This window comes from Serpentinimonas sp. SSL01 (assembly GCF_056323735.1).
Genome location: NZ_CM150487.1, coordinates 261,059 through 286,960 on the forward strand (window position 1 = coordinate 261,059; position 25,902 = coordinate 286,960).

Below are 25,902 nucleotides of genomic sequence, written 5' to 3' on the forward strand. Positions count from 1 at the left end.
TGTGGTGGTGGGGTTGCTAGGGGGAAATTATGCCGCGCTGTGGGCGCTGGCAAAGTGCGCCGATTCAGCGCCAGCTTGCCGTGAGCAGGGCTTCGAATGCGCTGTCGGCATGCAGCGTGCTCAAGCTTTGCAGCGGCAGGGCGCTGATGCCATCGGCCAAAGGGGCAATGGGCCCGTCGCCGTGGCAAACCACATACAGATGGGTTAAACCTAAAACTTGCAGTGCGGAGCGCATGGACGGGGTGACTTTGGGCGCACGGGTGAGCTTGACTTCAAAGCCCAGGCGCTGACCTTGTCTTTCGATCAGCAGGTCGAGCTCGGCACCCGAGTGCAGCCCCCAGAAGTGCGCTTCGTCGCGCCCCGCGCCGATCTTGTGCATGATTTCGCGCACGGCCAGCCCCTCCCACGAGGCGCCGCATTTGGGGTGGGCCAGCAAGTCGTGCTCGGCCGCGATGCCCAGCAAGCTGTGCAGCAAGCCGGTGTCGCTCAGGTACACCTTGGGCGCCTTGACTTCGCGCTTGCCTTGATTGCCGTGCCAAGGCCGCAGGCGCCAAGTCATGAAGGTGCCCTCTAGAATGTCGAGGTAACGCGCTACCGTCTTGTCGCTCACCCCCAAGGCCCGAGCGAGTTCGCTGCCGTTCCAAGTTTGCGCGTGGTAGTGGGCCAGCATGGTCCAGAAGCGACGCAGCGTCAGTGCCGGCAGGTTGATACCGAGTTGCGGCAGGTCGCGCTCCAGATAGGTGCGTATGAATGACTCGCGCCATGTGCGGCTCGCCGCGTCGGTTGGGGCCAGCAGCGACCGCGGGAAACCGCCACGCAACCAGCGCGCATCGAGCATGGGGCTGGGCAATTCATCCAGCATCAGGCCCTCGAGCTCGTGGAACACCACCCGCCCGGCCAGACTTTCCGAGGTGTTGCGCAGCAGTTCGGGCGCCGCGCTGCCTAGCAGCAAAAACCTAGCCGGTGCGTCGGCCCGGTCAGCCAGCACGCGCAGCAAGGCAAACAGGTCGGGCCGCAGCTGGATTTCGTCCAGCACCACCAAACCCGTGAGGCGCCTGAGCACAAATGAGGCATCGCTCAAGCGGGCTTGGTCCTCGGGGTCTTGTAGGTCGAAATGGTGCGCAGGCCCAGCCCACTCTGTGAGCAGCGCACGCGCCAGCGTGGTTTTCCCTACCTGACGGGCGCCCAGCATGGCCACGACCGGGAATAGGCTCAAGGCGGTGCGCAGGGCCTGCAGATGACGGCTGCGGTGAATCATCTGCGCATCTTAGCTTAAAAATTCGGATTGCGAGTCCGAGATTTCGTGGTGAATGGCTGGCGGCCCGCTTCAGCCGGCTGCTGGTTGCGCTTCGGGTGTTGCCGCGCTGCCCGTGGCCTGCGGCCCGAGCAGGCAGCGCTGCACCTGCGACTCGCGCTGCGCGGCCGCGTAGTGCGCGGCGTAGCCGTAGAGTTTTTTGGGGATGCAGCCGGCGTTGACGCAGGTGCCGTCCAGCCCAGCCTGGCCGTGCGCCTCGGCCAGCGCTACGCGCACGCCACCGCTGCCGCCGCCGATGACGAAGAGGTCGAAGTCGTAGGGGTTCATGGCGCGTCTGCTTGGGGTTGCTGGGGTGAAATTATGCCCCTACGATTGTTTGGGATGCGACAGCTGGCAGCCGCTGCGGTGATTGCCAGCACACGCTGTAGCAGCATCGCCATCTCGTGCGGGCCGTCGAGTCCGAAGCGCGCGAGGCTGGCCGGGTCGTCGCGCCCGATGCGCAGCGTCAACCAGTGCGCCGGCGCTGCGGCGAACACCGGTTCGTCGTTGACATCGTCGCCTGCGAAAAAGGCCGCCGCCGCGCCGGTGGTCGTCACTAGGGCGTGCACCGCCTGGGCCTTGTCGGGCGCGTCGGCAGACACCACGTTGGCCACCATCTTGCCGGCGAAGCACCGCAGGCCGGCCGGCAGCGGGGTCAGCAGTTCCTCGATGCGCTGCAGGGCGCGCGCGCGGTCGCGCGCGAGGCGGTAGTGCAGTGCGATCGACAGCCCCTTGTCCTCGACCTGCACACCGGCCGAGCGCAGCGCTGCGGCGTGTGCCGACAGTTGCGCACGAAGACCGTCCAGCGCGGTGAACAGCGCCGCGCCGGAGGCCGCCGCCGGCTCGACCTCGGCGCCATGGTTGCCGACGACGAAGTGCGGCACGAAGCCCAGCCGCGGCCGCACGTCGGCCACCGCCCGCCCGGTGACGATGGCCACCGGCAGCCGGCTGGCCAGCGCCGCGAGCCGGCTGGCCACCGCCACCGAGATGCGGGCGTCGGCGGGCCGCGCCACGATAGGGGTGAGCGTGCCGTCGAAGTCGAAGGCCATCAGCGGCCGCAACCGGAGCACGGCCGCCAGCGCGGCCTCGCCTTCGGGGGTGAACAGATGCAGCATGGCGGCTTGCTTCGAAAGAGGCGGGGCCGGTCAACCCGTCTGGGAGCGCTTGACGCGCGCTTCGATGCGCGAACGCAGCCGCCAGCGCCCGGCATCGGCCAACATGCGCCCGGCCCAGCGGTAGACGTTGAACTCGCGCACCGTGCCACGCAGGCTGGCCATGCGTTCGCGCTGCTCGGCCGGCGGCATCGAGGCCGCGCGGTGCAGTGCGTCGGCGGTCTCCTCGACGTGGTACGGGTTGACGATCAACGCCTCCGACAGCTCACGCGCGGCACCGGCAAAGCGGCTCAGGATCAGCACGCCGCGCAGGTCGTCGCGCGCCGCAACGAACTCCTTGCAGACCAGGTTCATGCCGTCGTGCAGGCTGGTGACCATGCAGATGTCGGCAGCGCGGTACAGTTCGGTCACGGCGTCGTGCTCGTGGTGCGTCGCGAGCAGGTGCACCGGCTGGTAGCCCGGGCGGCCGAAGCGCTGGTTGATGCGCTCGGCGACACGCTCGATGCGCTCCTGGAAGCTGCGGTACTCCTCGAGCGCGCTGCGCGTCGGCGCGGCGACCTGCACGAAGACGAAGCGGCCGACCCACTCGGGACGCTTCTCGAGCAGCCGCTCGACCGCATTCAGGCGTTCGAGGATGCCCTTGGTGTAGTCGAAACGATCGACACCGACAGCCAGGCAGATGTCGGTAGGCAGGCCCAGGCGCCCGACCACCCGCTGGCGGCACTCGGCCGCGCTGGCCCAGCCCGCAGCCTGCTCCGGGCTTGGCCACTCGATCGAGATCGGGTAGCTCTCGATCAGCGTCTCCTTCTCGCGAAAGGCGATGGTCGAGTGTTCGTGCTCGATTCGCGCTTCGAGGTAGCGGTCCACGGTCTCGATGAAGTTCTTGCAATGGAAGCGGGTGTGGAAGCCGAGGATCGTGCTGCCGAGCAAGCCTTGCAGGATCTCGCGCCGCCACGGGCAGATGCCGAAGGACTCCGGGTTCGGCCACGGGATGTGCCAGAAGGTGAGGATGGTGGCCTGCGGCAGCCGCTCGCGCACCATCGCCGGCAACAGCGCAAAGTGATAGTCCTGCACCAGCACGACCGGGTCTTCGCTGCGCGCTTCGGCCACCACCGCGTCGGCAAAGCGTTGGTTGACACGCTTGTAGGCTTCCCAGTCGGATTCGCGGAACACCGGGCGCACATGGGCCACGTGGCACAGCGGCCAGAGGCCTTCGTTGGCCAAGCCGTAGTAGTAGCCCTGCTCTTCCTCGGCGCTGAGCCAGACGCGGCGCAGCCGGTATTCGTCCTGCCCGGGCGGTACCAGCACGCGGTCGCCGGCGTCGACCACGTCACGGTCGGCGCTGCCGCTGCCGTGGGCGATCCAGGTGCCTGAGCAGGCGCGCATCACCGGCTCGACCGCGGTGACCAGCCCGCTGGCCGGCCGCTTAACAACAATGCCCGAGTCGGCGTGTTCGTGGATGTACGGCTCGCGGTTGGAGACGACGATCACCTGGTCGCCGCTCAGGTGGGTCTGCAGCAGCGCGCGCAGGCGCTCGGCGGTCCACTCGGCCTCGGGGCCTTGCGAACGGCGGAACTCGTCCTCCATGTCGCGAAGCCGCGCGCGCAGGTCGGCGGCCAACGGCGCCAGTTCCGGCGCCGATGCGGCACCCGACAGCAGCGGGCTCAGCAGGCCCTCGCCCCGCATCAGCGCGCGTGCGCCGTTGACCCATCCGCGCCAACTGAGCTGTGCCACCACCACGGTGATCAATGCAATCACCAAGCCGAGGGCGGCAATCAGCCCGATCAGGTACCGCCGCGTGTCCGCGCTGCGGCGTTCGATGAAGCTCATGTCTTGCAGCAGCACAAGGCGGCCCAACAGCAATGGTGACGAGGTTGGCGATTCGATCGCCGCAGCCGCCTCGCCAAGTCTGGCCAGCGCCGTGTCGGGGATCAGGCCTGATGCAGGACTCACCTGCTCCAGCGGCGGTGAGGGAGGCGGCGGCGGTTGGCCGATCACGTCGTGCACACCCAAATGCACCGCGCCGCCGGGGAGCGCCAGCCACGGTTCGGGCTGGGCGGCCAGCACCTGCGCCTGCGCGCAACCCAGCGTCGCTGGGAAGCCGGCGGTGCTCTGCAGCAGCAGACCATCGGCATTGCACAGGCCGACCGCCAGCAGCCGCTCATCCTTCACGGCGCGGTCAAACAGCGGCTGCAGCCGCGCCGGCCGGCCGGCGATCAAGGCCTCGCCGACCGAGTCGGACAAGGCGCTGGCGACCAGCATGCCGCGGCTGTTGAGGTCGCGGCTGAACCATCGCAGCGTGACCTGGTCCATAAACGGCACGGCCAAGTACGAAGCCGTGACCAGCACCGCAATCAGCGGCACCAGAAAGCGCAACTGCAGGCGGAAGGTCTTCACGCTCGGATGCGCGGGTCGGGTTGCGGCGTCAGCCGCTGTCTAGGTGGGTTCATGTCGAAAGGCGAAGGCGCTGTTGATGCCGCCATCGGATGGCAAACGGGCCTGCCGCATACGGTGAGGGCGGGAAGGCTTGGCGGTGCTCGCAGGTCGGTCTTCATGTACATTCGATCAAGTTTACATCCTGACCGACCCAAAACCCCTTTCGCCTTTTTCGATGCGGAGTTTAACGATGCCTGCGAATCAAGCCGCGCCCCGCCCGGCGGCCAGTCTGGACCTGGCGCTGATCGGCAACTGCACCGTCAGCGCACTGATCGAGCGCCGCGGCAGCATCGTCTGGTGCTGCATGCCGCGCTTCGACAGCACGCCGGTCTTCGACGCGCTGCTGCACAGCCGCGACGGGCTGCCGCTGGACGGCGCGCTGACCGTCGAACTCGAAGGGCTGGCACGCACCGAACAAAGTTACGACCCCGGCACCGCGATCGTGCGCACCCGGCTGTGGGACGACCGCGGCCAGGGCATCGAGCTCACGGACTTCGCGCCACGCTTCATCCACCGCGACCGTGTGTTCCGGCCGGCACAACTCGTGCGCCGGGTCCACCTGCTGGCCGGCCACCCGCGTGTGCGCATCACGGTGCGCCCGCACGGTGACTGGGGCACCACGTCGCCGACCCTGACGCGCGGCAGCCACCACCTGCGTTTCGTGATGCCCGACTTGACGCTGCGGCTGAACACGAGCGTGCCGCTGACCTACCTGCTCGAAGGCACCTGGTTCTCGCCGACCCGGTCGATGAGCCTGCTGCTCGGGCCCGACGAAACGCTGGTCGGCAGCATCGACAACACCGCGCGCGAGTTCGAGGAGCAAACCGCGCTCTACTGGCGCCACTGGTCACGCCGGCTGGCGGTGCCGCTGGAGTGGCAGGACGCGGTGATTCGCGCCGCCATCACGCTCAAGCTGTGCCAGTTCGAGGATACCGGCGCCATCGTCGCGGCGATGACCACCAGCATCCCTGAAGCCGCGAATAGTGGCCGCAACTGGGACTACCGCTACTGCTGGCTGCGCGACGCCTTCTTCGTCGTCCGCGCGCTGAACAGCTTGGCCGAGGTCGGCACGATGGAGGCCTACCTCAGTTGGCTCTACAACGTGGTGCGCGGCGCCGAGAACGGTCACGTGCAGCCGCTGTACGGCATCGGTCTGGAGAAGTCGCTGCCCGAGTCGGTGGTGGCGCGCGCAGCGGGATACCGCGGCATGGGGCCGGTGCGGGTGGGCAACCAAGCACAGGAGCACTTCCAGCACGACGTCTACGGCAGCGCGGTGCTCGGCGCCGCGCAGGCCTTCCACGATCACCGCCTGTTCCGCCGCGGTGACGCGGCCGACTTCACCGCGTTGGAAGTGATGGGCGAGCAGGCCTGGGCTCTGCACGACCGGCCCGACGCCGGCATCTGGGAGCTGCGCACGCGGGCCCGCGTGCACACCTCGTCGGCACTGATGTGCTGGGCAGCCTGCGACCGGTTGGCCCGCATCGCTGTCGTGCTCGGCTTGCCGGAACGCGCGGCCTTGTGGCAGCAGCGCGCCGCAGTGATCCGCACAGCCATCGTTGAGCGCGCGTGGAACGAAGAGCGCCAGGCTTACGTCGAGAGCCTGGGCGGGCGCGACCTCGACGCCAGCGTGCTGCTGATGGGCGAAGTGGGCTTCCTGCCGCGCCACGACGCACGCTTTGCCAGCACCGTGGCGGCGCTGGAAGCGTCCCTGTGCGACGGGCCGTTCATGCGCCGCTACGAGGCGGAGGACGACTTCGGCCGCCCCGAGGTCGCATTCAACGTCTGTTCGTTCTGGCGTGTCGACGCCCTGGCGCGCATCGGCCGCCACGAAGAGGCACGGGCCGCTTTCGAGGCCCTGCTGGGGCGCCGCAACCACGTCGGCCTGCTCGGCGAGGACCTCGATCCGGTCACCGGCGAGTTGTGGGGCAACTTCCCGCAAACGTACTCGATGGTCGGCATCATCAACGGCGCGGTGCGTCTGTCGGCGCCGTGGGACAGCGCGGTATGAGCCTCGCCCGACCGTAAGAAGGGGCGCGCACCGCAGCGCGCCATCCGCCGGTTGCACATGCGTGAGCTGACCCGGCTGGCGAAATCCAAGCGCACGGCGCCTGTCAAGATAGTTGTCGCCTGAGTCATGCAGTTTGGAGCAGATGTGACGGGTCCACGTCAAAGTGAGGCGCAGGCCTGCGGCCCAAGCAGGCCACGCTGCAAAAAGCGCCCGGTGTGGCTGCCGGGGCAGGCCGCCACTTGCTCGGGGGTGCCGCAGACCAGGATCTGGCCACCGCCGGCACCGCCTTCGGGGCCGAGGTCGATGAGCCAGTCGGCGGTTTTGATCACGTCCAGGTTGTGCTCGATCACCACGATGGTGTTGCCGGCGTCGCGCAGCTGGTGCAGCACCTTGAGCAGCAGCTCGATGTCGGCGAAGTGCAGGCCGGTGGTGGGTTCGTCCAGCACGTAGAGGGTGCGGCCGGTGTCGCGCTTCGACAGCTCGAGCGCCAGCTTGACGCGCTGCGCCTCGCCGCCCGAGAGCGTGGTTGCGCTCTGGCCCAGGCGCAGGTAGCCCAGCCCCACGTCGAGCAGGGTTTGCAGTTTGCGCTGCAGCGCCGGCACGGCCTGAAAGAAGGCGCTGGCCTGCTCGACCGTGAGCTCCAGAATCTGCGCGATGTGCTTGCCCTTGTACTGCACAGCCAGCGTTTCGCGGTTGTAGCGCTGGCCCTGGCAGACCTCGCACGCCACATAGACATCGGGCAGGAAGTGCATCTCGACCTTGACCACGCCGTCGCCCTGGCAGGCTTCGCAGCGGCCGCCGCCGGCTGACTGCGCCACGTTGAACGAAAAGCGCCCCGGGCCGTAGCCGCGCTCGCGCGCCGCCGGCACCTCGGCCAGCAGCTCGCGGATGCCGGTAAAAAGGCCGGTGTAGGTGGCCGGGTTGCTGCGCGGGGTGCGCCCGATCGGGCTTTGATCGACGTTGATGACCTTGTCGAAATGCTCCAGCCCCTCCAGGCCCTGGTGCGGCGCCGCTTCGTCGTGGCTGCGGTAGAGGTGGCGCGCCACGGCTCGGTACAGGGTGTCGTTGACGAGGGTCGATTTGCCCGAGCCGCTGACGCCAGTGACGCAGGTGAACAGCCCGACGGGGAAGGCGGTGCTGACCGCGCGCAGGTTGTGGCCGCTGGCCTGCAGCAGGCGCAGCGCCGGGCCGCTGGCCGGGTCGAAGGCTTTGCGTTGCTTGGGCACCTCGATGCGCCGCGCGCCCGAGAGGTAGGCGCCGGTGAGCGAGCCCGGCGTGGCCATGAGCTGGGCGCAGCTGCCTTGGGCCATGACGCGCCCGCCGTGCACGCCGGCGCCGGGGCCGAGGTCGATGACGTGGTCGGCGGCGCGGATCATGTCCTCGTCGTGCTCGACCACCAGCACGCTGTTGCCAAGCTCGCGCAGACGCATCAGGGTGCCGATCAGGCGCTCGTTGTCGCGCTGGTGCAGACCGATGCTGGGCTCGTCGAGCACATACAACACGCCCGACAGGCCCGAGCCGATCTGGCTGGCCAAGCGGATGCGCTGCGCCTCGCCGCCGCTCAGGGTCTCGGCGCTGCGCTCGAGGCTCAGGTAGCCCAGCCCGACGTCGTTGAGAAAGCGCAGCCGCGCCGCGATTTCGCGCTGCACCCGGGCCCCGATCTCGGCTTTGGCGCCCTGCAGCTGCAACTGCTCGAACCAGTGCAGCGCCTGCGCCAGCGTGATCTGGCCGATCTGGTAGATGGCGCGGGCTTGCTCGCCCTCACCGATGTACACGTGACGCGCTTGCGGACGCAAGCGGCTGCCGTGGCACTGCGGGCAAACCTGGGTGCTGCGCAGGCGCGCCAGTTCTTCGCGCACGGTCGGGTTGCTGCTCTCGCGCCAGCGCCGCTCGAGGTTGGGCAACAGGCCCTCGAAGGGGTGGCTTTTGTGCACCGTCTGGCCAGCGTCGAAGGCGTAGTCGAAGCCGATGGCTTGCGCGCCCGAGCCGTGCAGCAGCACCTGGCGCACCGGCTCGGGCAGGTTCTCCCAAGGAGCCTCGAGGTCGAAGGCGTAGTGCGCGGCCAGGTTTTGCAGCACGCCAAAGGCCTGGGCGTTGCGCCGGTCCCAGCCTTTGATGGCGCCAGCGGCCAGGCTCAGGCTGGGGAAGGCCACCACCCGCGCCGGGTCGAAGCGCTCCACGTGCCCCAAGCCCTCGCAGCCGGGGCAGGCCCCGAGGGGTGAGTTGAACGAGAACAGGCGCGGCTCGAGCTCATCGAGCGCGTAGGCGCACAGCGGGCAGGCAAAGCGCGCGCTCAGAACGTGTTCGCGGCCGCTGTCGAGCTCGAGCACCAGCGCCTTGCCGTCGCCCAGCCGCAGCGCGGTCTCGAAGCTCTCGGCCAACCGCTGGCGCTGGTCGGCGGCTTCGTCTGGTGCGGGCGTTGCGCCCAAACCGGCTTCGGGCGCGCGCACCTTGAGGCGGTCGATCACCACGTCGAGGTCGTGTTTGCCTTGGCGCTTGAGTGCCGGCAGGCGCTCGGCCTCGAGCACTTGGCCGTCGAGCCGGAAGCGCACGAAGCCCTGCGCTTGCAGCTCGGCCAAGGTGTCGGCAAACTCGCCCTTGCGGGCGCGCGCGATCGGGGCCAGCAGCAGGATTTTGCTCCCCGGCGGCAGCGCCAGCACCTGATCGACCATCTGGCTCACGGTTTGCGCCCGCAGCGCCTGGCCGTGCTCGGGGCAGTGCGGGCTGCCGACGCGGGCGTAGAGCAGCCGCAGGTAGTCGTGGATTTCGGTCACCGTGCCCACGGTCGAGCGCGGGTTGTGGCTGGTGGCTTTTTGCTCGATGGCGATGGCCGGCGCCAGGCCGTCGATGCTGTCCACGTCGGGCTTGTCGAGGCGCTGCAAAAACTGGCGCGCGTAGGCGCTCAGGCTCTCGACGTAGCGGCGCTGGCCCTCGGCGTACAGGGTGTCGAAGGCGAGGCTGGATTTGCCCGAACCCGACAGCCCGGTGATCACCACCAGCGCGTTTTTCGGGATGTCGAGGTCGATGTTTTTCAGGTTGTGCGTGCGCGCGCCACGCACGCGCAGCATCGGCAGCGCAGCCGGCTGGCGCAGCGCCTGCGCCAGCGGCAAGCCATCGTCGGGCGGCGCGGCTGCGGCGACGCTGGAGGCAAGGGCAGCAGCGGCGGTGGAGGGGTCGGGGTTCAAGGGCTACTCGATCAGGGGCAAACCCTTGATCATAGGAGCTTAGGCGCAGCGGTGCGCGGCCCAAGCCCTGTATCCCGCGCGGTTGCTCGTCGGTGTGCTGTGGCATCGACCGGCGCGCGCAAGCCTGCCGGCAAACCCACCATCTCGGGCGGCGGGCTTGCGCCCCACCGCCGCCCGTGGCGTACCCCTTACTGCCCCTGCCCGAGCGCGAAGCCGCGTTCGCCGTCGAAGGTGCAGAGGTTTTCGGTCTTGATGAAGTCGATGCCGCGATGCGCCAGCACCTGCATCAGCTCGATCAGGTCGGTGTGCGTCACGCTGGTGCCGTTGGCGGCGACGAAGCGGCAGCGCCAGTGGTCGGTGCAGAAGGTTTCGGGGAAGCCGCCCGGCCAGACCTTGACGCCGCGGTTGGTGATCATCTGCAGGTGAAACGCCGGCGTCACCAGCGCGCTCAACTGGCCGGCCAGAAAGTCGGCGCTGCTGCGCGCGTTGACGAACACATCGACCCCCACCAGCGCCTTGACCGAGACCGGGTCGGGCAGTGGCGCGTGCAGCCCCGAGTTGGCGGTCGCCGCCGAGGCCTCGAGGGCGGTTTGGGTGGGCGCGACGTAGCGCACCGGCTTGAGCTGGGTGGGCTCTTGGCCCAGGCGGTCGATCACGGCGTCGGCAAAGTCCATGCTGCCAAAGGGCCGGCCGACGCTGAGCGAGCCGCGCAGGTCGGCGGTGATGATGCCGTCTTCGATCGTGCGCAGCCAAGCGTTGTGTACCCGTTCGGCGACTTCGGACTGGCCGATGTGGATCAGCATCATCACGCCCGCCAGCAGCAGGCCCGAGGGGTTGGCGATGCCTTTGCCGGCGATGTCGGGGGCGCTGCCGTGGATGGCCTCGAACATGGCGATGCGCTCGCCGATGTTGGCGCTCGGGGCCAGCCCGACCGAGCCGGTGATCTCGGCCGCGATGTCGCTGATGATGTCGCCGTAGAGGTTGAGGGTGACGATGACGTCGAAGCGCTCGGGCCGCGTGGCCAGCCGCGCCGCGCCGATGTCGATGATCATGTGCTCGGTTTCGATCTGCGGGTATTCTTTGGCAACTTCGTCGAAGACCTTGTGGAACAGGCCGTCGGTCATCTTCATGATGTTGTCTTTGGTCATGCACGTGACCTTGCGCCGCGCGTTGTTGACCGCGTACTCAAAGGCGTAGCGGATGATCTTTTCGCAGCCGGGCCGGGTCACGAGCTTGAGGCACTGATAGACCTGATCGGTCTGGCGGTGCTCGATGCCGGCGTAGAGGTCTTCCTCGTTTTCGCGCACGATCACCAGGTCCATCTCGGGGTGCAGCGTCTTGACGAAGGGGTGGTAGGTGACGCAGGGGCGCACGTTGGCGTACAGGCCCAGCGTTTTGCGGATGGTCACGTTCAGGCTCTTGAAGCCGCCGCCTTGCGGGGTGGTGATGGGGCCTTTGAGCAACACGCGGGTGCGGCGCAGGCTGTCCCAGCTCTCGGGTGCGATGCCCGAGCTGTGGCCGGCCAGATACTGCGCTTCGCCGACGCTGATGGTCTCGGGCGCGATCTGCGCTCCGGCGGCGCGCAGCACGCGCAGCGTGGCTTCGGTGATCTCGGGGCCGATGCCGTCGCCCGGGGCGACGGTGATGGGAACCAGGTTGCTCATGGGGGATGCTCCTCTTGGGGGTGGGTGAACCGATGCGGACTGGGGCGCAGCAGCGCTTGTGGGCTGCGGGCCAACGCGAAGTATGGCGCCTTTTTGCATCGCAAACCAATTATGATTAAGCATAATATGCATAGGTATTAAGCTATGAATAAACTGCGCCCGCCCCGCGTCACCTTTGCCCAAATGCGCACCTGGGAGGCGGTGGCGCGGCTGGGTTCGATCACCGCTGCGGCGCGCGAGTTGCACCTGGCGCAGCCCACGGTGTCGGCGCAGGTGCACGAGATGCAGACGGCACTCGGGCAGCCGTTGCTGGCCCCAGCCGGGCGCGGCGTGCGCGTCACCGACAGCGGGGTGCTGCTGCGCGAGGCGGTGCTGGATATGTTCACGCGCTGGCAGGCGCTGCAAGAAGAGCTGCTGGCGCTGCAGGGGCTCAAGCGCGGCACGCTGCGCATCGCCGGCGTGACCACCACCGAGTATTTCATCGCCCAGTGGATCAGCGCGTTTGCGCAGGCGCACCCGGGGATCGACATCGAACTGGCGGTGCACAACCGCGACGCCGTGGTGGAACTGCTGCACAGCGAGCGCGTGGATCTGGCGCTGATGATGCGCCCGCCCAGCTTTCCGCCGCTGCACGCGCTGCCGGTGCTGGACAACCCGCTGGTGCTGATCGGCCCGGCCGGGCACCCGTGGGCGCAGCGGCGCCGCTTGCCGCTCAAGGCGCTCAAGGGCCAGACGCTGCTGTGGCGCGAGAGCGGCTCGGGCACGCGCCAGGTGGTGCTGGAGCACCTGCGCGCCCACGGCCTAGAGCCCGACGAGCGCCTGACGCTGGGCAGCAACGAGGCCATCAAGCACGCCGTGGCCGCCGGGCTGGGGCTGGCGGTGCTGTCGCGCCACGCGCTCGATGCCGATCCGGCGCAAGAAGGGCTGGCGCTGCTGCCCATGACCGGGTTCCCGATCTGCCGCACCTGGCAACTGGTGTGGCGGCGCGACCGCCGCCTGCCGCTGGCGGCCAGCGCTTGGATCGAACACTTGCGCGCCGCCCTGCCGGCCGGGCTCGGGGTGGGCTGAGAGGCTGAGAGGCAGGGCCGCGTGCCCGCCCAGCGTGACCATGCTGCCCTGTTCCCTGCCAATGCCCGACAATGCGGCCATGAACACGACCCCTGCTTCACCCGCTCCCGAAGGGGGCGCTGCGCCCGCACACAGCGAGCGCCCCGCCCACATCCCCCGGCCCGCCTCCGAGCACGAACTGGTGCTCAAGGTCATCCCCATGCCGGCCGACTGCAACCCCAACGGCGACATTTTTGGCGGCTGGGTCATGGCCCAGGTCGATCTGGCCGGTTCGGTGCTGCCGGCGCGGTTGGCGCAGGGGCGCATCGCCACCGTGGCGGTGAACCAGTTCATCTTCAAGCAGCCGGTGCGGGTGGGCGATATTTTGAGCTTTTACGCCACCCTGACGCGCATCGGCAAGACCTCGATCACGGTGCAGGTGGAGGTCTATGCCGAGCGCTTTGCGGCACAGGGCAGCTATGTCAAGGTGACCGAGGCCTCGCTCACCTATGTGGCGATCGACGAGCAGGGGCGGCCGCGACCGGTGCCCAAATAGACGGCCAGCACTCACGCAGAAGCCACGCGCTGCACGGTGACTTTGCCATGCGGGTAAAAAAAAGCCGCCCGAAGGCGGCAATGACGTCCATCAAGGCGTCGTTGGGAAACCGTGCGTTCCGTAAAGCAGTGGCCAACGGTGGGCCACCAAACCCTGCGGGCAATCTGTTGCGCCCTTCATCCGACTGTGTTGACAGCGACAGGTGCCAATTGTGCAGGTGCAGCAAAGGCTTGACTATCCCCTGTTTGGGGGAGCGCAGGGCACCACGCGCCGGGGTGGCTTAAGAATCAGATGAAAACTTTACGGCGGCCGCTCGGCGATTTGCAGCCGCTGCTTGGCCAGCAACACCAGCGCGATCACCGGCACCCCGAGCAGCGCCGTGAGCATGAAGAAGCCCGGGTAGCCCATGCCATCGACCATGGCGCCCGAGTAGCCGCCCAGGGTTTTGGGCAGCAGCGTCATGAGCGAGCTAAAGATCGCGTACTGCACGGCGGTGAACTGGATGTTCGTCAGGCTCGACAAAAAGGCGACGAAGGCGGCGCTGGCAAAGCCGGCGGCGAGGTTGTCGAGCGACACCACCCAATAGAGCAAAGTCAGGTCGCGACCGGCGTAGGCCAAGGCGATGAAGGCCAAGTTGGTGAGGGCGGACAAAATCGCGCCCCAGAGCAGCGCCCGCATGACGCCGATGCGGTAGGCCAGAATGCCGCCCAGAAAGCCGCCAAAAATTGTGATCGCCAGGCCGTAGGTTTTGACCGCCGTGGCGATTTCGGGCTTGGTAAAGCCCATGTCTTGGTAAAAGATGTTGGAGATCACGCCCAGCACGATGTCGGAGATGCGGTACAGCCCCACCAGCGCCAGCAGCAGCGCGGCCGTGTGCCAGCCGTAGCGCTTGAAAAAGTCGAGCAGCGGCTCCACCCACGTGATGCGCGCCTGTTCCCGGTCGGCCAGCCCGAGCCGAATCAGCACCGCGCCCAGCGCAAAAGCGCTGCCCAGCGCCAGCGCCATGCGGCTGGCCTCGAGCAGCAGGTTTAGCAGCGCGCCGGCGCCGCGCTCTGACTGCCAGCCCAGCGCCCCCAAGCCCCAAAACACGCCCACAAAGCCGGCGACGCTGAACAAAAACACCCCCAGCAGCCGCAGGTGCTGCCCCGCGGGCGCCAGCTGCGCTTGCTGGCGCGAGCTCTCGGGTTCGGGCGTGAGCAAGGTGGTGAGCATGCCGATGCCCATCACCGCCGCCATGATCAGGTAGGCCGACTGCCAAGCCTCGAACTGGTAGTTGTCGCGCGAGGTGCCCCAGTGCGCGGCCAGAAACAGCACCCCGGCCCCGGCCACGATCATGCCCACGCGGTAGCCGGCGATGTAGGCCGCCGACAGCAGGCCCTGCTGCTCGGGGCGTGCGATCTCGATGCGGTAAGCGTCGATGACGATGTCTTGCGTCGCCGACATGAAGCCCAGCATGACCGCAAACAGCGCCATCGCCACCAGCGCCTGCGGGCCTTGGGCCGGATCGGTCATGGCCATGCCGACGATGGCGCAGGCCACCCCGACTTGCGCCAGCAACATGTAGGCGCGCCGGCGCCCCAAGCGCGCGGTGAGCCACGGCAGCGGCAGCCGGTCCACCAGCGGCGCCCAGACGAATTTGAACGAATAGCCCAGCGCCGCCCAGCTAAAAAAGGTCACGGCGCGGCGCTCCACCCCAGCCTCCATGAGCCACAGCGAGAGCGAAGAAAAGATCAGCAGCAGCGGCAAGCCGGCCGAAAAACCCAGCATCAGCAGGCTCAGGACGCGCCAATCCCATAGCGCCTGCAGGGTCTCGCCCCAGGTGTGCAGGGGGGGTGCGGCGCCCGCATCGGCGTCGGGGGCGCCGGCGGGGGCGCCGGCGGGCAGGGCCACCGAGGGCGCATTGCCGGAAAGCGCGGCAGGGGGCGCCGCACCGGCCGTGGCCAAGGTCGGGTCGGCCGGGCTGGGTTTTGTTACAGAAGCTGACACACGCATGCCGCGATTGTGCCTATGATTGCGCCATGTGCTGGCTATGTGAATTCAAAACTCCCCTTGCCCCCATTGCGCCGCTGGCGCAAGCCGATGACGGGGCGCCGCCGCAGCGCTGGTCGTCGCGCCGCGGCTTCATGCTGGCCGCTGCGGCCGGCACAGCTACGGTCGCCGCCGGCGGTTTGTTGCCCACGGCGGCGAAGGCCCAAGTCAGCGTGGGCGAGGGCTCGCGCCTGCGCCACTTGGTGTCGGCGGCCCAGCTCGAAGCGGCGGCGGCGCAGCAGTACCGCCAGATGATGGAGCAGGCGCGCCAGCAGGGTGCATTGGCCCCGGATTCGGACCGCCAGTTGCGCAATCTGCGCGCCATCGCGCAGCGCCAGATCCCCTTTGCCCACCCTTGGAACGCGCGCTCGCGCCAGTGGCAGTGGGAGGTGAACCTGATCCGCAGCGAGCAGATCAACGCCTTTGTCATGCCCGGCGGCAAGATCGCTTTTTTTACCGGCATCCTCGACCAGTTGCGCCTGAGCAACGACGAGATCGGCATGATCATGGGCCACGAGGCCGCGCACGCGGTGCGCGAGCACGCCCGTGCGCGCTTGGCCAAAACCCAGGCCACCAGCCTCGGGCTATCGCTCGGGGCGCAGCTGCTGGGCTTGGGCGATTTGGGCAACGTGGCGGCCAACCTCGGCACCCAGTTGCTGGCGTTGCGCTTTAGCCGCGAAGACGAATCCGACGCCGATCTGGTGGGTCTAGAGATCGCCGCCCGCGCCGGCCACCACCCGCAAGCCAGCGTGACGCTGTGGGAGAAGATGATTGCGCGCAACCGCAGCGCGGGCATCAACTTTTTGTCCACGCACCCGGCCGGGCCTGAGCGCATTGCTCAATTGCAAGCCAATGCGCCCAAGGTCATGGGCCTGTTCGAGCAGGCGCGGCGGCGCGGCTGAAGGGCCGCCGCTTAGAGCGGGTCGCGCACGTAGGGGTTGCTGCGGCGCTCGCGCCCAAAGCTGCTCTCGGGGCCGTGGCCGGGGATGAACACGGTTGCATCGCCCATCGGCCACAGGCGCTCGCGGATGCTGGCCAGCAGTTGCTCGTGGTCACCCTGCGGAAAATCGGTGCGCCCAATGCTGCCGGCAAACAACACATCGCCCACAAAAGCGCGTCCGATCTCGGGGCTGTGAAACACCACATGGCCGGGCGTGTGGCCGGGGCAGTGGCGCACCTGCACGCTGCTGCGCCCGAGCGTGACCGTGTCGCCGTCGTGCAGCCAGCGCGTGGGCGTGAAGGGGCGCGCCTGCGGGAAGCCAAACATCTGGCTTTGCTGCGCCAGCGCGTCGATCCAGAACTGGTCGCCCGGGTGCGGCCCGATGATCGGCAAACCCAGCTGCTGCGCCAGCTCGCCGGCGGCCCCGGCGTGGTCGATGTGGGCGTGGGTGAGCCAAATCTGCTCGAGCTTGATCCCCAGGCGCTGCACCTCGGCCAGCACCTCGTCGAGGTCGCCACCGGGGTCGATCACCGCCGCGGCGTGGGTCTGGTCGCACCACAGCAGGCTGCAGTTTTGCTGAAACGGCGTGACGGGGATGGTGTGGTAGTGCAGCATGGGCTGGATTGTAGGCAGGGCGGCGGGCGAGTGGGCGATCAGACCGCGCTTGGGGTTGACGCAGAGTTGGGTTGCGCCCGCAGCCAAGCCGCCAGCCCCAAACCCGCCACGCGGCCGCTGGCCATGCAGGCGGTGAGCAAGTAGCCGCCGGTGGGGGCTTCCCAGTCGAGCATCTCGCCAGCGCAGAACACACCGGGCAGGGGCTGCAGCATCAGGGCGTCGTTCAGGCCCTCCAGCGCCACACCGCCGGCGCTGCTGATGGCCTCGGCTATGGGGCGTGGGGCCACCAAATCGATCGGCAGGTTTTGCAGGGTGGCCGCCACGTGGGCCGGGTCGTGGCGCTGTTCGGGGGGCAGCACCTCGTGCAGCAGCGCCACTTGCGCGGGGGTCAGGCCCAAGCGCTTGCGCAGCAGCGTGCCCAGCGACTGGCCGCTGCGCGCGCGCTCCAGCTCGGCTTGCAAGCGGCTGCGGCTCCAGTCGGGCTTGAGGTCGAGCGCGATGCGCACCCGGCCAGCGGCTTCGATGGCGTCGCGCAGTTGCGCGGAGGCGGCGTAGATCAGGCTGCCTTCGAGCCCGGTTTGAGTCAGCACGCATTCGCCCCGGCGCTCGAAGGCCTGCCCGTTGGCGTCGGTGAAGCGCAGCAGCACGCCCTTGAGCGCGGCGCCGGCAAAGCGCTGTTGCAGGTGCGCGCTCCAGCCTAGGCGCGTGCCCACGGCCACGTCGAAGCCGCAGTTGCTGGGGCGCAGCGGTTGCAAGGCCACGCCGTGCTGTGCCAGCCACGGCATCCAAGCGCCGTCGGAGCCCAGCCGGGGCCAGCTCGCACCGCCCAGCGCCAGCAACACGGCGCGTGCGTGCACCTCGGTCTGGCCCTGTGGGCCCTGCAGGTGCAGGCAGTAGCCGGGTGGCGCGGCGTGTGCGCTCTGGGGTGTGGTGGGTGTGGTGGGGGGTGTCGAAGGCGTTTGCTGTGGCGCTGCTGGGGCCAACGGCTGCAAATGGCCGCTCCAGCGCTGGCGCATGTGAAACCGCACCGGCACGCCGCTGGCTGGATGGCGCAGCCGCTGCAACCAAGCGCGCAGCAAGGGCGCGGCCTTCATGTCGCGCGGGAACACGCGCTGTGAGCTGCCCACAAAGGTGTCGATGCCCAGCCCGGCGGCCCAGTCGCGCAGCGCCTGCGGGCCAAAGGCGTCGAGCCAGCGGCCGCAATCTGCAGCGCGCGCGCCGTAGCGGGCCTTAAAAGCCGGCAGCGGCTCAGCGTGCGTCAGGTTCAGGCCACCGATGCCGGCGAGCAACAGCTTGCGCCCCACCGTGGGCATGGCGTCGAACAGGTGCACCTTCAAGCCGGCGGCGCTCAAGACCTCGGCCGCCATGAGCCCCGCCGGTCCGGCACCGACGATGGCCACCGGGCAGTGCAGGGGGGGGTGGGGGGTGATGCCGATAGGCACCGCGTGGATCGCCCCACCGGTCGTGGGCGGGGGCAACGGGCTCTGCGCCGCCGCGCTGATTGAGCTGTGGGCACTCATGACGCATTCCCCTCTCGCAGGGCGGTGCGCACTTGCGCTTCTAGCGCCACTAGGTCGCCGTCGTTGTGCAAGCGCCACAGCCCAGCTTCTTCGCTGGCCTCGAGGGGCTCAAAAAACCTTTGCTGCAGCGCCAGAACGGCCGCGTCGGCGTCGGAGGGGTCGTGGTTGTCGGCCTGGCGCGCGGCCATGCGCCGTTGTGCCTGCTCGGGGCTGGCGCTGCAATGCCATAGGTGAAACGGCACCTGCTGTTGCGCAGCCAGCGCGCGCAAGGCCTGGCGCTCGTGGCGGCGCAGGCAGGCGGCGTCGATCAGCACCGAGCAGCCAGCTTGCAGCAGCAGCTGCGCCGCTTGCTGCAGCCGGGTGTAGGTGCACTGCGTCGTGTCTGGGTGGTACCACTGCGCCTGCTGCGCCGCACTCGGGCGCGCCGTGGCGGCCACGCCCAGCAAGCGCTTGCGCTCAAGGTCGGAGCGCAGACACAGGGCGGCGCGCCCCTGTTGCGCCAGGGCATCGCGAAGCAGCCGCGCCACGGTCGATTTGCCGCTGCCGCTCAGCCCCATGATCAGCCACACGCCGGGTGGCGCGGGTGCGGCCAGCAGGGCTTGGGCGCAGGCGAGGTAACTGGCGTGGGGGGCTCCGATGAGGGCGGTGGCGGTGTTGTTGCTGCTGGTATAACAATTGCCGTGGTCGTTTTGGTCGATGCACTCACAGCAGGCGCCGTTGTCATCGGTAGCAGCGCTGTCGCACGCAGCCCCTGGCCCACCGTGGCTACTCAGCAAAGCCACGCGCGCGCGCACCAGCGCACGGTAGGCGGTCCAAGGGCGCAGGGCGCGCACGCCGTCGAAATCGCCCGTGGCATCCAGGTAGCCGTTGAGGAAGCGCCACGCCAGCGCCGGCAGTTGGTACTGAAGCAGATCCATGAAGGCAAAGGCGGCGTCGTGCATCACGTCGAGGGCGCGCAGATCGGGCTCGAATTCGAGTGCATCGAAAGCGCGCACCCCGCCTTCCCACTCGATCAGGTTGCCCAGATGCAAGTCGCCGTGGCACTCGCGCACTTGCCCCGCAGCCGCGCGCGCCTGCATCCAAGGGTGCAATGCCTGCAATTGCGTCTGCAGCGCAGCACCCAGCGCCTGCACGGCAGCCCGCTCCGGTGCCGCCAGCGCCGGGTGCGCCAGCATGGCCTGCACGCTTTCATGCGCCCAATGGGCGGTGTCGCGCTGCGGCAGCGCCTCGAGCGGCAGCGGTGCCAGCGACTGATGAAAGGCCGCCACGTGGGCCGCCAAGGCGTCGATGGTTTGCGGGCGCAAGCAGCCACGGCGGGCCTGCTCGGCCAGCAGCGCATCGGGGGCAAAGCGGCGCATGCACAGCACCCAGTCCAGCGCGGTGTGCACGCTGCTGGCGTGCAGCGCGGCCTCGGGGTCGGCGGCAAACACCTCCCAGCTGGTGCTCAGAGGGCGCAGCCCCAAATACAGCTCGGGCGCCGTGCGCCGGTTCAGGCGCAGTTCTTCCAGCCCAAACCAGCGCCGCCGCTCCGTGCTGGAAAAATCCAGAAAAGGCAGGCGCAGCGGCTTTTTGAGCTTGTAAGCGCACGCGCCATGCAGCAGCACGCGCGAAATGTGGGTCTCGATGCACACGGTCATGTGGGCAGTGTAGGGCACAGAGTAGGCTAAAAGCGTGCAGCCAGTACCATCAGTGGGCTGAGAGGCTGGGTGGCAGCAGGCCTCGCGCCAAGGCGCTGCACGACAAGCTGCCGCGTCCAAAGTGGCCGAGAAACGGTGCTACAATGCGGGTTCTTCCCCGATAGCTCAGTCGGTAGAGCGCCGGACTGTTAATCCGTAGGTCCCTGGTTCGAGCCCAGGTCGGGGAGCCAAATAAGTCGAGCACTCAGCCCAGTTTCTTAGCTGGGCTTTTTGCTTTCAGGAGCTGGCTGCATTGTTGCCAGCGCCCGCCGGCGATCAATCCCGGGTCTTGCAGGTGTTGATGCCAAAGGGCAGATAAGCCGGGCACCAGCCCACTGCCGCAGTCAGGATCGGCACGACGCCGATGTAGCCCCAAGCGCCCACGGTGCCCGTGGCGGCCAGCGCGATCAGCGCCACCCCACCCACCACGCGCACGATACGATCTGCGCTGCCTACGTTGGTTTGCATTGCTGCTCTCCTGAATGAACGAAACCGCTTCATTCTGGCACAGCCATTCTGGCCTTGCTCAGGGCGCAGTCTTTATACTTGAGCGGCTTAGGCGAGCACACTCAACCAGCCAAGGGGATACGACCATGATCAAGCCGCTCAACGTCCTGTTTTTGTGCACCCACAACGCCGCGCGGTCCATCATGGCCGAGGCGGTGCTCAACCATCTGGGTGGGCATCGTTTCCGGGCTTATTCGGCTGGCACGCAAGCCCGTGCTGACCATCGGCCGCACCCGCTGACGCTCGAGGTGCTGCGCGCGGCCAGTGTGTCCACCGACGGGCTGCGCAGCAAGAGCTGGACCGAGTTCAGCGCCGCCGATGCGCCCGCGATGGACTTGGTGGTCACGGTGTGCGATATGGCTGCTGGTGAGTCGTGCCCGGTCTGGCCAGGGCACCCCGCCACAGCGCACTGGAGCTACCCGGATCCGTCCAAGGCGGCAGGCGATGTGGAGCAGCAACGCGAGGCCTTCCGCCAGACCCTGCACGCACTGCACCAGCGGCTTGAGCTGCTGGTGCAACTGCCGCTGTCTGGGGTGGACCGCTTGGTGTTGCAAAGCGAGGCGCGCCGCCTGGGACAAAAAACCCCATGAGCAATTGCGCCCAGCACTCCATCTGCCCCGACACATGACACGCTTTTGACGCTGAAGCGTCACGCAATTTTCATCAATTCGCTTTACGCTCCAAACGGTGCAAAACAATGCGGCGCTGCTTGCGGGTGCGCCGGGGTTTTGTGCGTTTTTCATCCCCCGAAAAATCGTGTCGCAAGGAGCGCATTGATGTTTAACTTGAATCTGCGTGCGGTTTCGGCCGCTTGTGTGTTGGCGCTGGCCGCTGGTGTGGCTGCGGCCAGCGCGGCCAGTGCGGCGCGCGCCCCAGCTGCCGACCCAGGCCGTGCTGCTATGGCGCAAGCGGTGCCCACCGGCAACGTGATCTTCTTTCACCCCGACGGCGCCGGGCTGAACCACTGGGCCGCGCACCGCATGTATTTCCATGGTCTGGACGGCATTGCCAACAAAGACCGCCTGCCCCAGATGGCGGTCTATCGCGGCCACATGCACAACCTGATCAACGGCACCTCGCACGCCGGTGCCACCACGCACGCCTTTGGCTACAAGGTCGATGCCTTTGGCTCTTTTGGCATGGATGGCGACGGCAACGCGAATCCGCCGACCAACCGCGCCATCCGCAGCCTGTCGGGCTTTCGCGGCTCGGTGATGCGCGAAGCCGCCAACGCCGGCATGCCGGTGGGTGTGGTCAACGACGGCCACGTCGGTGAGCCCGGCACCGGCGCCTTCTTGGCCGAAGTGGGCAACCGCGACAACTGGCAGGAAATCACGCGCCAGATGATTTTGGGCCGCCCCGGCATGAACGACACCACGCCTTGGGTCATCATGGGCGGTGGCGAGGCCGACGCGCTGCCGCAGGGCACCACCACCGTGCACCGCAACGTCAACGAAGAGCGCCGCGCCCCGGTCAACAGCCGCCAAAGCCTGCGCACCGACGACCTCAACCTGATCGCAGCCTGGAACGCCATGGGCAGCGGCAACCTGAGCAACGACCCGACTCAGCGCGACGATTTCATCGTGCTGCGCACCCGGGCCGAGTTCGAGCGCCTCAAGCAAGCGCTGCAAGCCCACCCGCGCTATGCCCCGCGCGTGCTGGGCCTGTTTGCGTTCCAAGACACCTTCAACGACCGCAACGAGCAAGACCTGATCAACCGCGGCTTTGTGCGCGCGGGCATGGCGGCTGGCACCACCGGTGCGGGCCCGCAAAAGCAAAGCCGCCTGGTGCTGTGGGGCGACCACGACGCCGCCGAGCCGGGCTTCAATCCGCCCACCTTTGCCGAGATGACCGAGGTCGCCCTCACCATCCTGAGCCGTGCCGCCGCACAGCGCCCGCAAGCCGCGCAGCGCCGCTTCTTCCTCGTGGCCGAGCAAGAGTCGATCGACAACTTTGGCAACAACACCAACGCCATCGGCATGTTGCACGCCATGCAAGACACCGATCGCGCCATCGGTGCAGCGCTAGACTTTTTGCGCCGCAATGAGCGCACCCTGATCGTCACCGCTGCCGACAGCGATGCCGGCAGCATGACGGTGGTTTCGGGCCAAGTGTCGGGCATCACGCCCCCGACCAACATCCTGCCGGCCGGGCGCGCGCCCGACAACGTGGCCTCCGTGGCCACCAACCCGTCGTCGGCCATCCCTGCGGGTGCCACCGGCCCCGACGCTGCGGTGGTCAACAACTTCCTCGACGGCGTCGAGGGCCGGCAGTCGCCGATGTTTGTCACCGAGCCGGATCAGTTTGGCAACCGGATGCAGTTTGGCATCGCTTGGCCGGGCACGGCCGACTACTTTGGCGGCGTGTTGTCGCGCGCCGCCGGCCTAAACGCCGGCCTGCTCAACAGCCGCTTCAGCCAGCGCTTCGACAACGTGGACGTCTATCGCCTCAAGCACGCCACCCTGTTTGGCCGCATGCTCAACTACCCCACCGCCACCGAGGCGCCTGGGCGTTGATTCTTTAGCTTCGGGAAAGCGCGTGGGCTCTAGCCCACGCCTTGATGCCGCCTGCTCCTGCATGGGGTGGGCGGTTTTTTTTGGTGTTGCGCTCAGGCTCAGGCTCAGGCCGTGCCGCCCACCGTCAGCCCGTCGATGCGCAGCGTCGGCTGGCCCACGCCCACCGGCAGGCTCTGGCCTTCTTTGCCGCAGGTGCCTACGCCGCTGTCGAGCGCGAGGTCGTTGCCGATCAGGCTCACTTTTTTGAGCGCTTCGGGGCCGCTGCCCACCAGGGTGGCGCCCTTGACCGGGTATTGCAGCTTGCCGTCTTCGACCCACCACGCTTGGCTGGCGCTAAAGACGAACTTGCCGCTGGTGATATCGACTTGGCCGCCGCCAAAGTTGCTGGCGTACAGGCCGCGCTTGATGCTGGCGATGATTTCTTGCGGCTCTTTGTCGCCGGCCAGCATGTAGGTGTTGGTCATGCGCGGCATGGGCAGGTGGGCGTAGCTCTCGCGCCGGGCGTTGCCGGTGGGGCCCACGCCCATGAGGCGCGCGTTCAGGCTGTCTTGCAGGTAGCCGCGCAAAATGCCGTCTTCGATCAGCACGTTGCGCTGGCTGGCGCAGCCTTCGTCGTCGATGTTGAGCGAGCCGCGCCGGTCCGCTAGGGTGCCGTCGTCGAGCACGGTCACGCCCTTGGCTGCCACGCGCTTGCCGATGCGGCCGGCAAAGGCGCTTGAGCCTTTGCGGTTGAAATCACCCTCGAGCCCGTGCCCCACGGCCTCGTGCAGCAGCACGCCCGGCCAGCCTGGGCCCAGCACCACCGTCATCTCGCCCGCCGGGGCGGGGCGGCTCTCGAGGTTGGTCAGGGCCGACTGCACCGCCTCGCTCACATACTGCGCGATCTGCGCTTCGTCAAAGCGCGCCAGCCCAAAGCGGCCGCCACCGCCAGAGGAACCCGATTCGCGCCGCCCGCCCTGTTCGGCGATCACGGTCAGCGACAAGCGCACCAGCGGGCGCACGTCGGCGGCCAGGGTGCCGTCGGCGCGCGCCACCAGCACCACGTCGTACTCGCTGGCCAGGCTGGCCATGACCTGCACGATGCGTGGGTCGTGCGCCTTGGCCAGCGCCTCGACGCGCTCGAGCAGTGCCACCTTGGCGGCGCTGTCGAGGCTGGCGATCGGGTCGTGCTCGGGGTAGAGCGAGCGCGCCTTGGCGACTTTGCGCGCGCCCACCTTGGTGCGGCCCTGCTGCCCTTGGGCGCCGATGCTGCGCACGTTTTGCGCCGCGTCTTGCAGGGCGGCCCACGACAGGTCGTCGGAGTAGGCGAAGGCGGTTTTGTCGCCGCTCACGGCGCGCACGCCCACGCCTTGGTCGATGCTGAAGCTGCCGCTCTTGACGATACCTTCTTCGAGGCTCCAGCCCTCGGAGCGGGTGTATTGGAAGTAGAGGTCGGCGTCATCGACCCCGGGGGCCATGAGCAGGCTCAGGGTGCGGCGCAGATGGGTTTCGTCGAGCCCGTAGGGTTCGAGCAACAGGCTGTGGGCAGTGGCCAGCCGGGCCAGGGTGGGTTCGCGTGCGATCATGGGCCCCATTGTAGGAACTTGCGCCCGCCGCTGCAGCGCGCGCGTAAGGTCTAGGACTGCAGCAGCCGCTTGGAGCGCCCGATGGCGAGCAAAATCCCCAAGCTGGCGCCGAGCGTGAGCATGGCCGTGCCGCCAAAGCTCATGAACGGCAGCGGCAGCCCGACCACCGGCAAAATGCCGCTGACCATGCCGATGTTCACAAAGGCATAGACAAAATGCACCAGCGTCAGCGCGCCGGCCAGCAGGCGGGTGAACAGGGTCGGGGCTTCGAGGGCGATTTTGAGGCCGCGCCAGACCAGATAAAAGTACGCTCCCAGCAGCAGCAGCACACCCAAAAAGCCAAATTCCTCGGCGTAGGCGGCAAAAATGAAGTCGGTGGTGCGCTCGAGCACGAAGTCGAGCTGGGTCTGGGTGCCTTGCAGCAGCCCTTGGCCCCAGAGCCCGCCCGAGCCGATGGCGATCATGCTCTGGATGATGTGAAAGCCGCTGCCCAGCGGGTCGGCGGTGGGGTTGAGCAGGGTGCAGACGCGCACCTTTTGGTAGTCGTGCAGCAGCACCCAGTCCACCCCGCGCTGGCACCAGTGCGGCTCCATCACCACCAAGGTGACGATGCCCGCCAGCCCCAGCAGCACCGGCGGGACGATCAGCTTCCAGCTCAAACCGGCAAAGTAGATCACGAACAGGCCCGAGGAGGCGATGAGCAGGCTGGTGCCGAGGTCGGGCTGACTCATGATCAGCGCCGTGGGCATGGCCACGATCACACCAGCCACCAAAAAATCGGGCCAATGCAGCTGGCCCTCGCGTTTGTGAAACCACCAAGCCAGCATCATCGGCATGGCCAGCTTCATGATCTCGCTCGGTTGCATGACGATGAAGCCAAGGTCGAGCCAGCGTTGCGAGCCATTGCGCTCGATCCCCACCAGTTCCACCGCCAGCAACAGCAGCAGGCCGCCCACGTACAACGGCGCAGCCAGCGCCAGCCAGCGCTGCGGCGGAATCTGCGCCACCACGAACAGCGCGGCGGCGGCGATCAGCAGGTTGCGCACATGCAGCTCAAAGCGCCCTGGCATTTCGAAGGCGGCCGAATACATGGCCAGCAGCCCGAGCGCGCTCAGGAGCGCAATCGCCAGCAGCAGCGGGCCATCGAAGCCCTGCACCAGCGGCAAGGCCCGACGCCACAAGGGAGGGTTTTGGATCACGACGGCCATGACCGCGCATTATCCTCTGCGCTGG

Annotated in this window: 18 protein-coding genes, 1 tRNA gene and 1 pseudogene; 7 read left to right on the top strand and 13 right to left on the bottom strand. The window is 68.0% G+C overall.

Annotated features, from left to right (window positions below; translation table 11 throughout):
- Window positions 1-64 precede the first annotated feature (64 nt).
- From ACVMK0_RS01245 to ACVMK0_RS01260, 4 genes and pseudogenes are all read right to left on the bottom strand, one after another.
- The gene (locus ACVMK0_RS01245; RefSeq protein ID WP_476464041.1) at window positions 65-1,258 is read right to left on the bottom strand and encodes an ATP-binding protein; all 1,194 of its coding nucleotides are present in this window, start codon (window positions 1,256-1,258) and stop codon (window positions 65-67) included.
- A 147-nt stretch (window positions 1,259-1,405) separates the two neighbouring features.
- Window positions 1,406-1,582 (bottom strand): annotated as a pseudogene (locus ACVMK0_RS01250) (glutathione-disulfide reductase); the annotation flags it as partial.
- Complete coding sequence (otsB, locus tag ACVMK0_RS01255) at window positions 1,579-2,409, bottom strand: trehalose-phosphatase (RefSeq protein ID WP_082040008.1); 831 nt, start codon at window positions 2,407-2,409, stop codon at window positions 1,579-1,581. The gene otsB and the pseudogene ACVMK0_RS01250, both read right to left, overlap by 4 nt.
- A 30-nt stretch (window positions 2,410-2,439) precedes the next feature.
- Entirely contained in the window at window positions 2,440-4,719 is a 2,280-nt protein-coding gene (locus ACVMK0_RS01260) for an alpha,alpha-trehalose-phosphate synthase (UDP-forming) (protein ID WP_476464622.1), read from the bottom strand.
- Between the two features lie 313 nt (window positions 4,720-5,032).
- Here ACVMK0_RS01260 and ACVMK0_RS01265 point away from each other — a divergent pair, with 313 nt between their 5' ends.
- Window positions 5,033-6,850, top strand: a complete 1,818-nt coding sequence (locus ACVMK0_RS01265) for a glycoside hydrolase family 15 protein (protein WP_476464042.1) — start codon at window positions 5,033-5,035, stop codon at window positions 6,848-6,850.
- A gap of 158 nt (window positions 6,851-7,008) precedes the next feature.
- Here the strand turns inward: ACVMK0_RS01265 and uvrA are convergent, their stop codons facing one another.
- Window positions 7,009-9,918, bottom strand: coding sequence for an excinuclease ABC subunit UvrA (uvrA, locus tag ACVMK0_RS01270; protein WP_476464623.1), 2,910 nt, complete (start codon window positions 9,916-9,918; stop codon window positions 7,009-7,011).
- 305 nt (window positions 9,919-10,223) lie between these two features.
- Window positions 10,224-11,699, bottom strand: a complete 1,476-nt coding sequence (locus tag ACVMK0_RS01275) for an NADP-dependent isocitrate dehydrogenase (RefSeq protein WP_476464043.1) — start codon at window positions 11,697-11,699, stop codon at window positions 10,224-10,226.
- A gap of 144 nt (window positions 11,700-11,843) precedes the next feature.
- On the opposite strand from ACVMK0_RS01275, the gene ACVMK0_RS01280 reads away from it, so the two are divergent.
- Both ACVMK0_RS01280 and ACVMK0_RS01285 read left to right on the top strand, forming a co-directional pair.
- Complete coding sequence (locus tag ACVMK0_RS01280; protein WP_034114116.1) at window positions 11,844-12,767, top strand: LysR family transcriptional regulator; 924 nt, start codon at window positions 11,844-11,846, stop codon at window positions 12,765-12,767.
- 79 nt (window positions 12,768-12,846) lie between these two features.
- Window positions 12,847-13,302 carry an acyl-CoA thioesterase gene (locus ACVMK0_RS01285; RefSeq protein WP_082027396.1) on the top strand — a complete coding sequence of 152 codons (456 nt, stop codon included), beginning with the start codon at window positions 12,847-12,849 and terminating at the stop codon, window positions 13,300-13,302.
- Between the two features lie 300 nt (window positions 13,303-13,602).
- Here the strand turns inward: ACVMK0_RS01285 and ACVMK0_RS01290 are convergent, their stop codons facing one another.
- The gene (locus tag ACVMK0_RS01290; protein WP_476464044.1) at window positions 13,603-15,294 is read right to left on the bottom strand and encodes an AmpG family muropeptide MFS transporter; all 1,692 of its coding nucleotides are present in this window, start codon (window positions 15,292-15,294) and stop codon (window positions 13,603-13,605) included.
- Between the two features lie 26 nt (window positions 15,295-15,320).
- On the opposite strand from ACVMK0_RS01290, the gene ACVMK0_RS01295 reads away from it, so the two are divergent.
- Window positions 15,321-16,232: a M48 family metallopeptidase gene (locus ACVMK0_RS01295; RefSeq protein ID WP_476464045.1), complete on the top strand. Its 912-nt coding sequence runs from the start codon at window positions 15,321-15,323 to the stop codon at window positions 16,230-16,232.
- Window positions 16,233-16,243: 11 nt separating this feature from the next.
- Here ACVMK0_RS01295 and ACVMK0_RS01300 read toward each other — a convergent pair whose 3' ends face one another.
- The 3 genes from ACVMK0_RS01300 to ACVMK0_RS01310 form a co-directional block, all read right to left on the bottom strand.
- A complete protein-coding gene (locus ACVMK0_RS01300) occupies window positions 16,244-16,885 on the bottom strand; it encodes an MBL fold metallo-hydrolase (RefSeq protein ID WP_476464046.1) in 642 nt (213 codons plus the stop codon).
- Between the two features lie 38 nt (window positions 16,886-16,923).
- On the bottom strand, window positions 16,924-18,252 hold the full coding sequence (locus ACVMK0_RS01305) for a TIGR03862 family flavoprotein (RefSeq protein ID WP_476464624.1): 1,329 nt from the start codon (window positions 18,250-18,252) through the stop codon (window positions 16,924-16,926).
- A gap of 149 nt (window positions 18,253-18,401) precedes the next feature.
- Window positions 18,402-20,042: a bifunctional aminoglycoside phosphotransferase/ATP-binding protein gene (locus ACVMK0_RS01310; RefSeq protein WP_476464047.1), complete on the bottom strand. Its 1,641-nt coding sequence runs from the start codon at window positions 20,040-20,042 to the stop codon at window positions 18,402-18,404.
- 154 nt (window positions 20,043-20,196) lie between these two features.
- Between ACVMK0_RS01310 and ACVMK0_RS01315 the strand changes: the two genes are divergently transcribed.
- Window positions 20,197-20,272: transfer RNA gene (locus ACVMK0_RS01315), tRNA-Asn, on the top strand.
- Between the two features lie 85 nt (window positions 20,273-20,357).
- Here ACVMK0_RS01315 and ACVMK0_RS01320 read toward each other — a convergent pair.
- A complete protein-coding gene (locus tag ACVMK0_RS01320; RefSeq protein WP_034114121.1) occupies window positions 20,358-20,549 on the bottom strand; it encodes a YgaP family membrane protein in 192 nt (63 codons plus the stop codon).
- A 125-nt stretch (window positions 20,550-20,674) separates the two neighbouring features.
- Here ACVMK0_RS01320 and ACVMK0_RS01325 point away from each other — a divergent pair, with 125 nt between their 5' ends.
- Together ACVMK0_RS01325 and ACVMK0_RS01330 are read left to right on the top strand one after the other, a co-directional pair.
- Complete coding sequence (locus tag ACVMK0_RS01325; protein WP_034114123.1) at window positions 20,675-21,178, top strand: arsenate reductase ArsC; 504 nt, start codon at window positions 20,675-20,677, stop codon at window positions 21,176-21,178.
- A 186-nt stretch (window positions 21,179-21,364) separates the two neighbouring features.
- Window positions 21,365-23,104 (top strand): alkaline phosphatase, encoded by a 1,740-nt coding sequence (locus tag ACVMK0_RS01330; protein WP_476464048.1) that lies wholly within the window; start codon window positions 21,365-21,367, stop codon window positions 23,102-23,104.
- A 104-nt stretch (window positions 23,105-23,208) separates the two neighbouring features.
- Here ACVMK0_RS01330 and tldD read toward each other — a convergent pair whose 3' ends face one another.
- Window positions 23,209-24,669 carry a metalloprotease TldD gene (tldD, locus tag ACVMK0_RS01335; RefSeq protein WP_045534454.1) on the bottom strand — a complete coding sequence of 487 codons (1,461 nt, stop codon included), beginning with the start codon at window positions 24,667-24,669 and terminating at the stop codon, window positions 23,209-23,211.
- A gap of 50 nt (window positions 24,670-24,719) precedes the next feature.
- Entirely contained in the window at window positions 24,720-25,877 is a 1,158-nt protein-coding gene (rodA, locus tag ACVMK0_RS01340; protein WP_476464049.1) for a rod shape-determining protein RodA, read from the bottom strand.
- Between the last annotated feature and the right edge of the window lie 25 nt (window positions 25,878-25,902).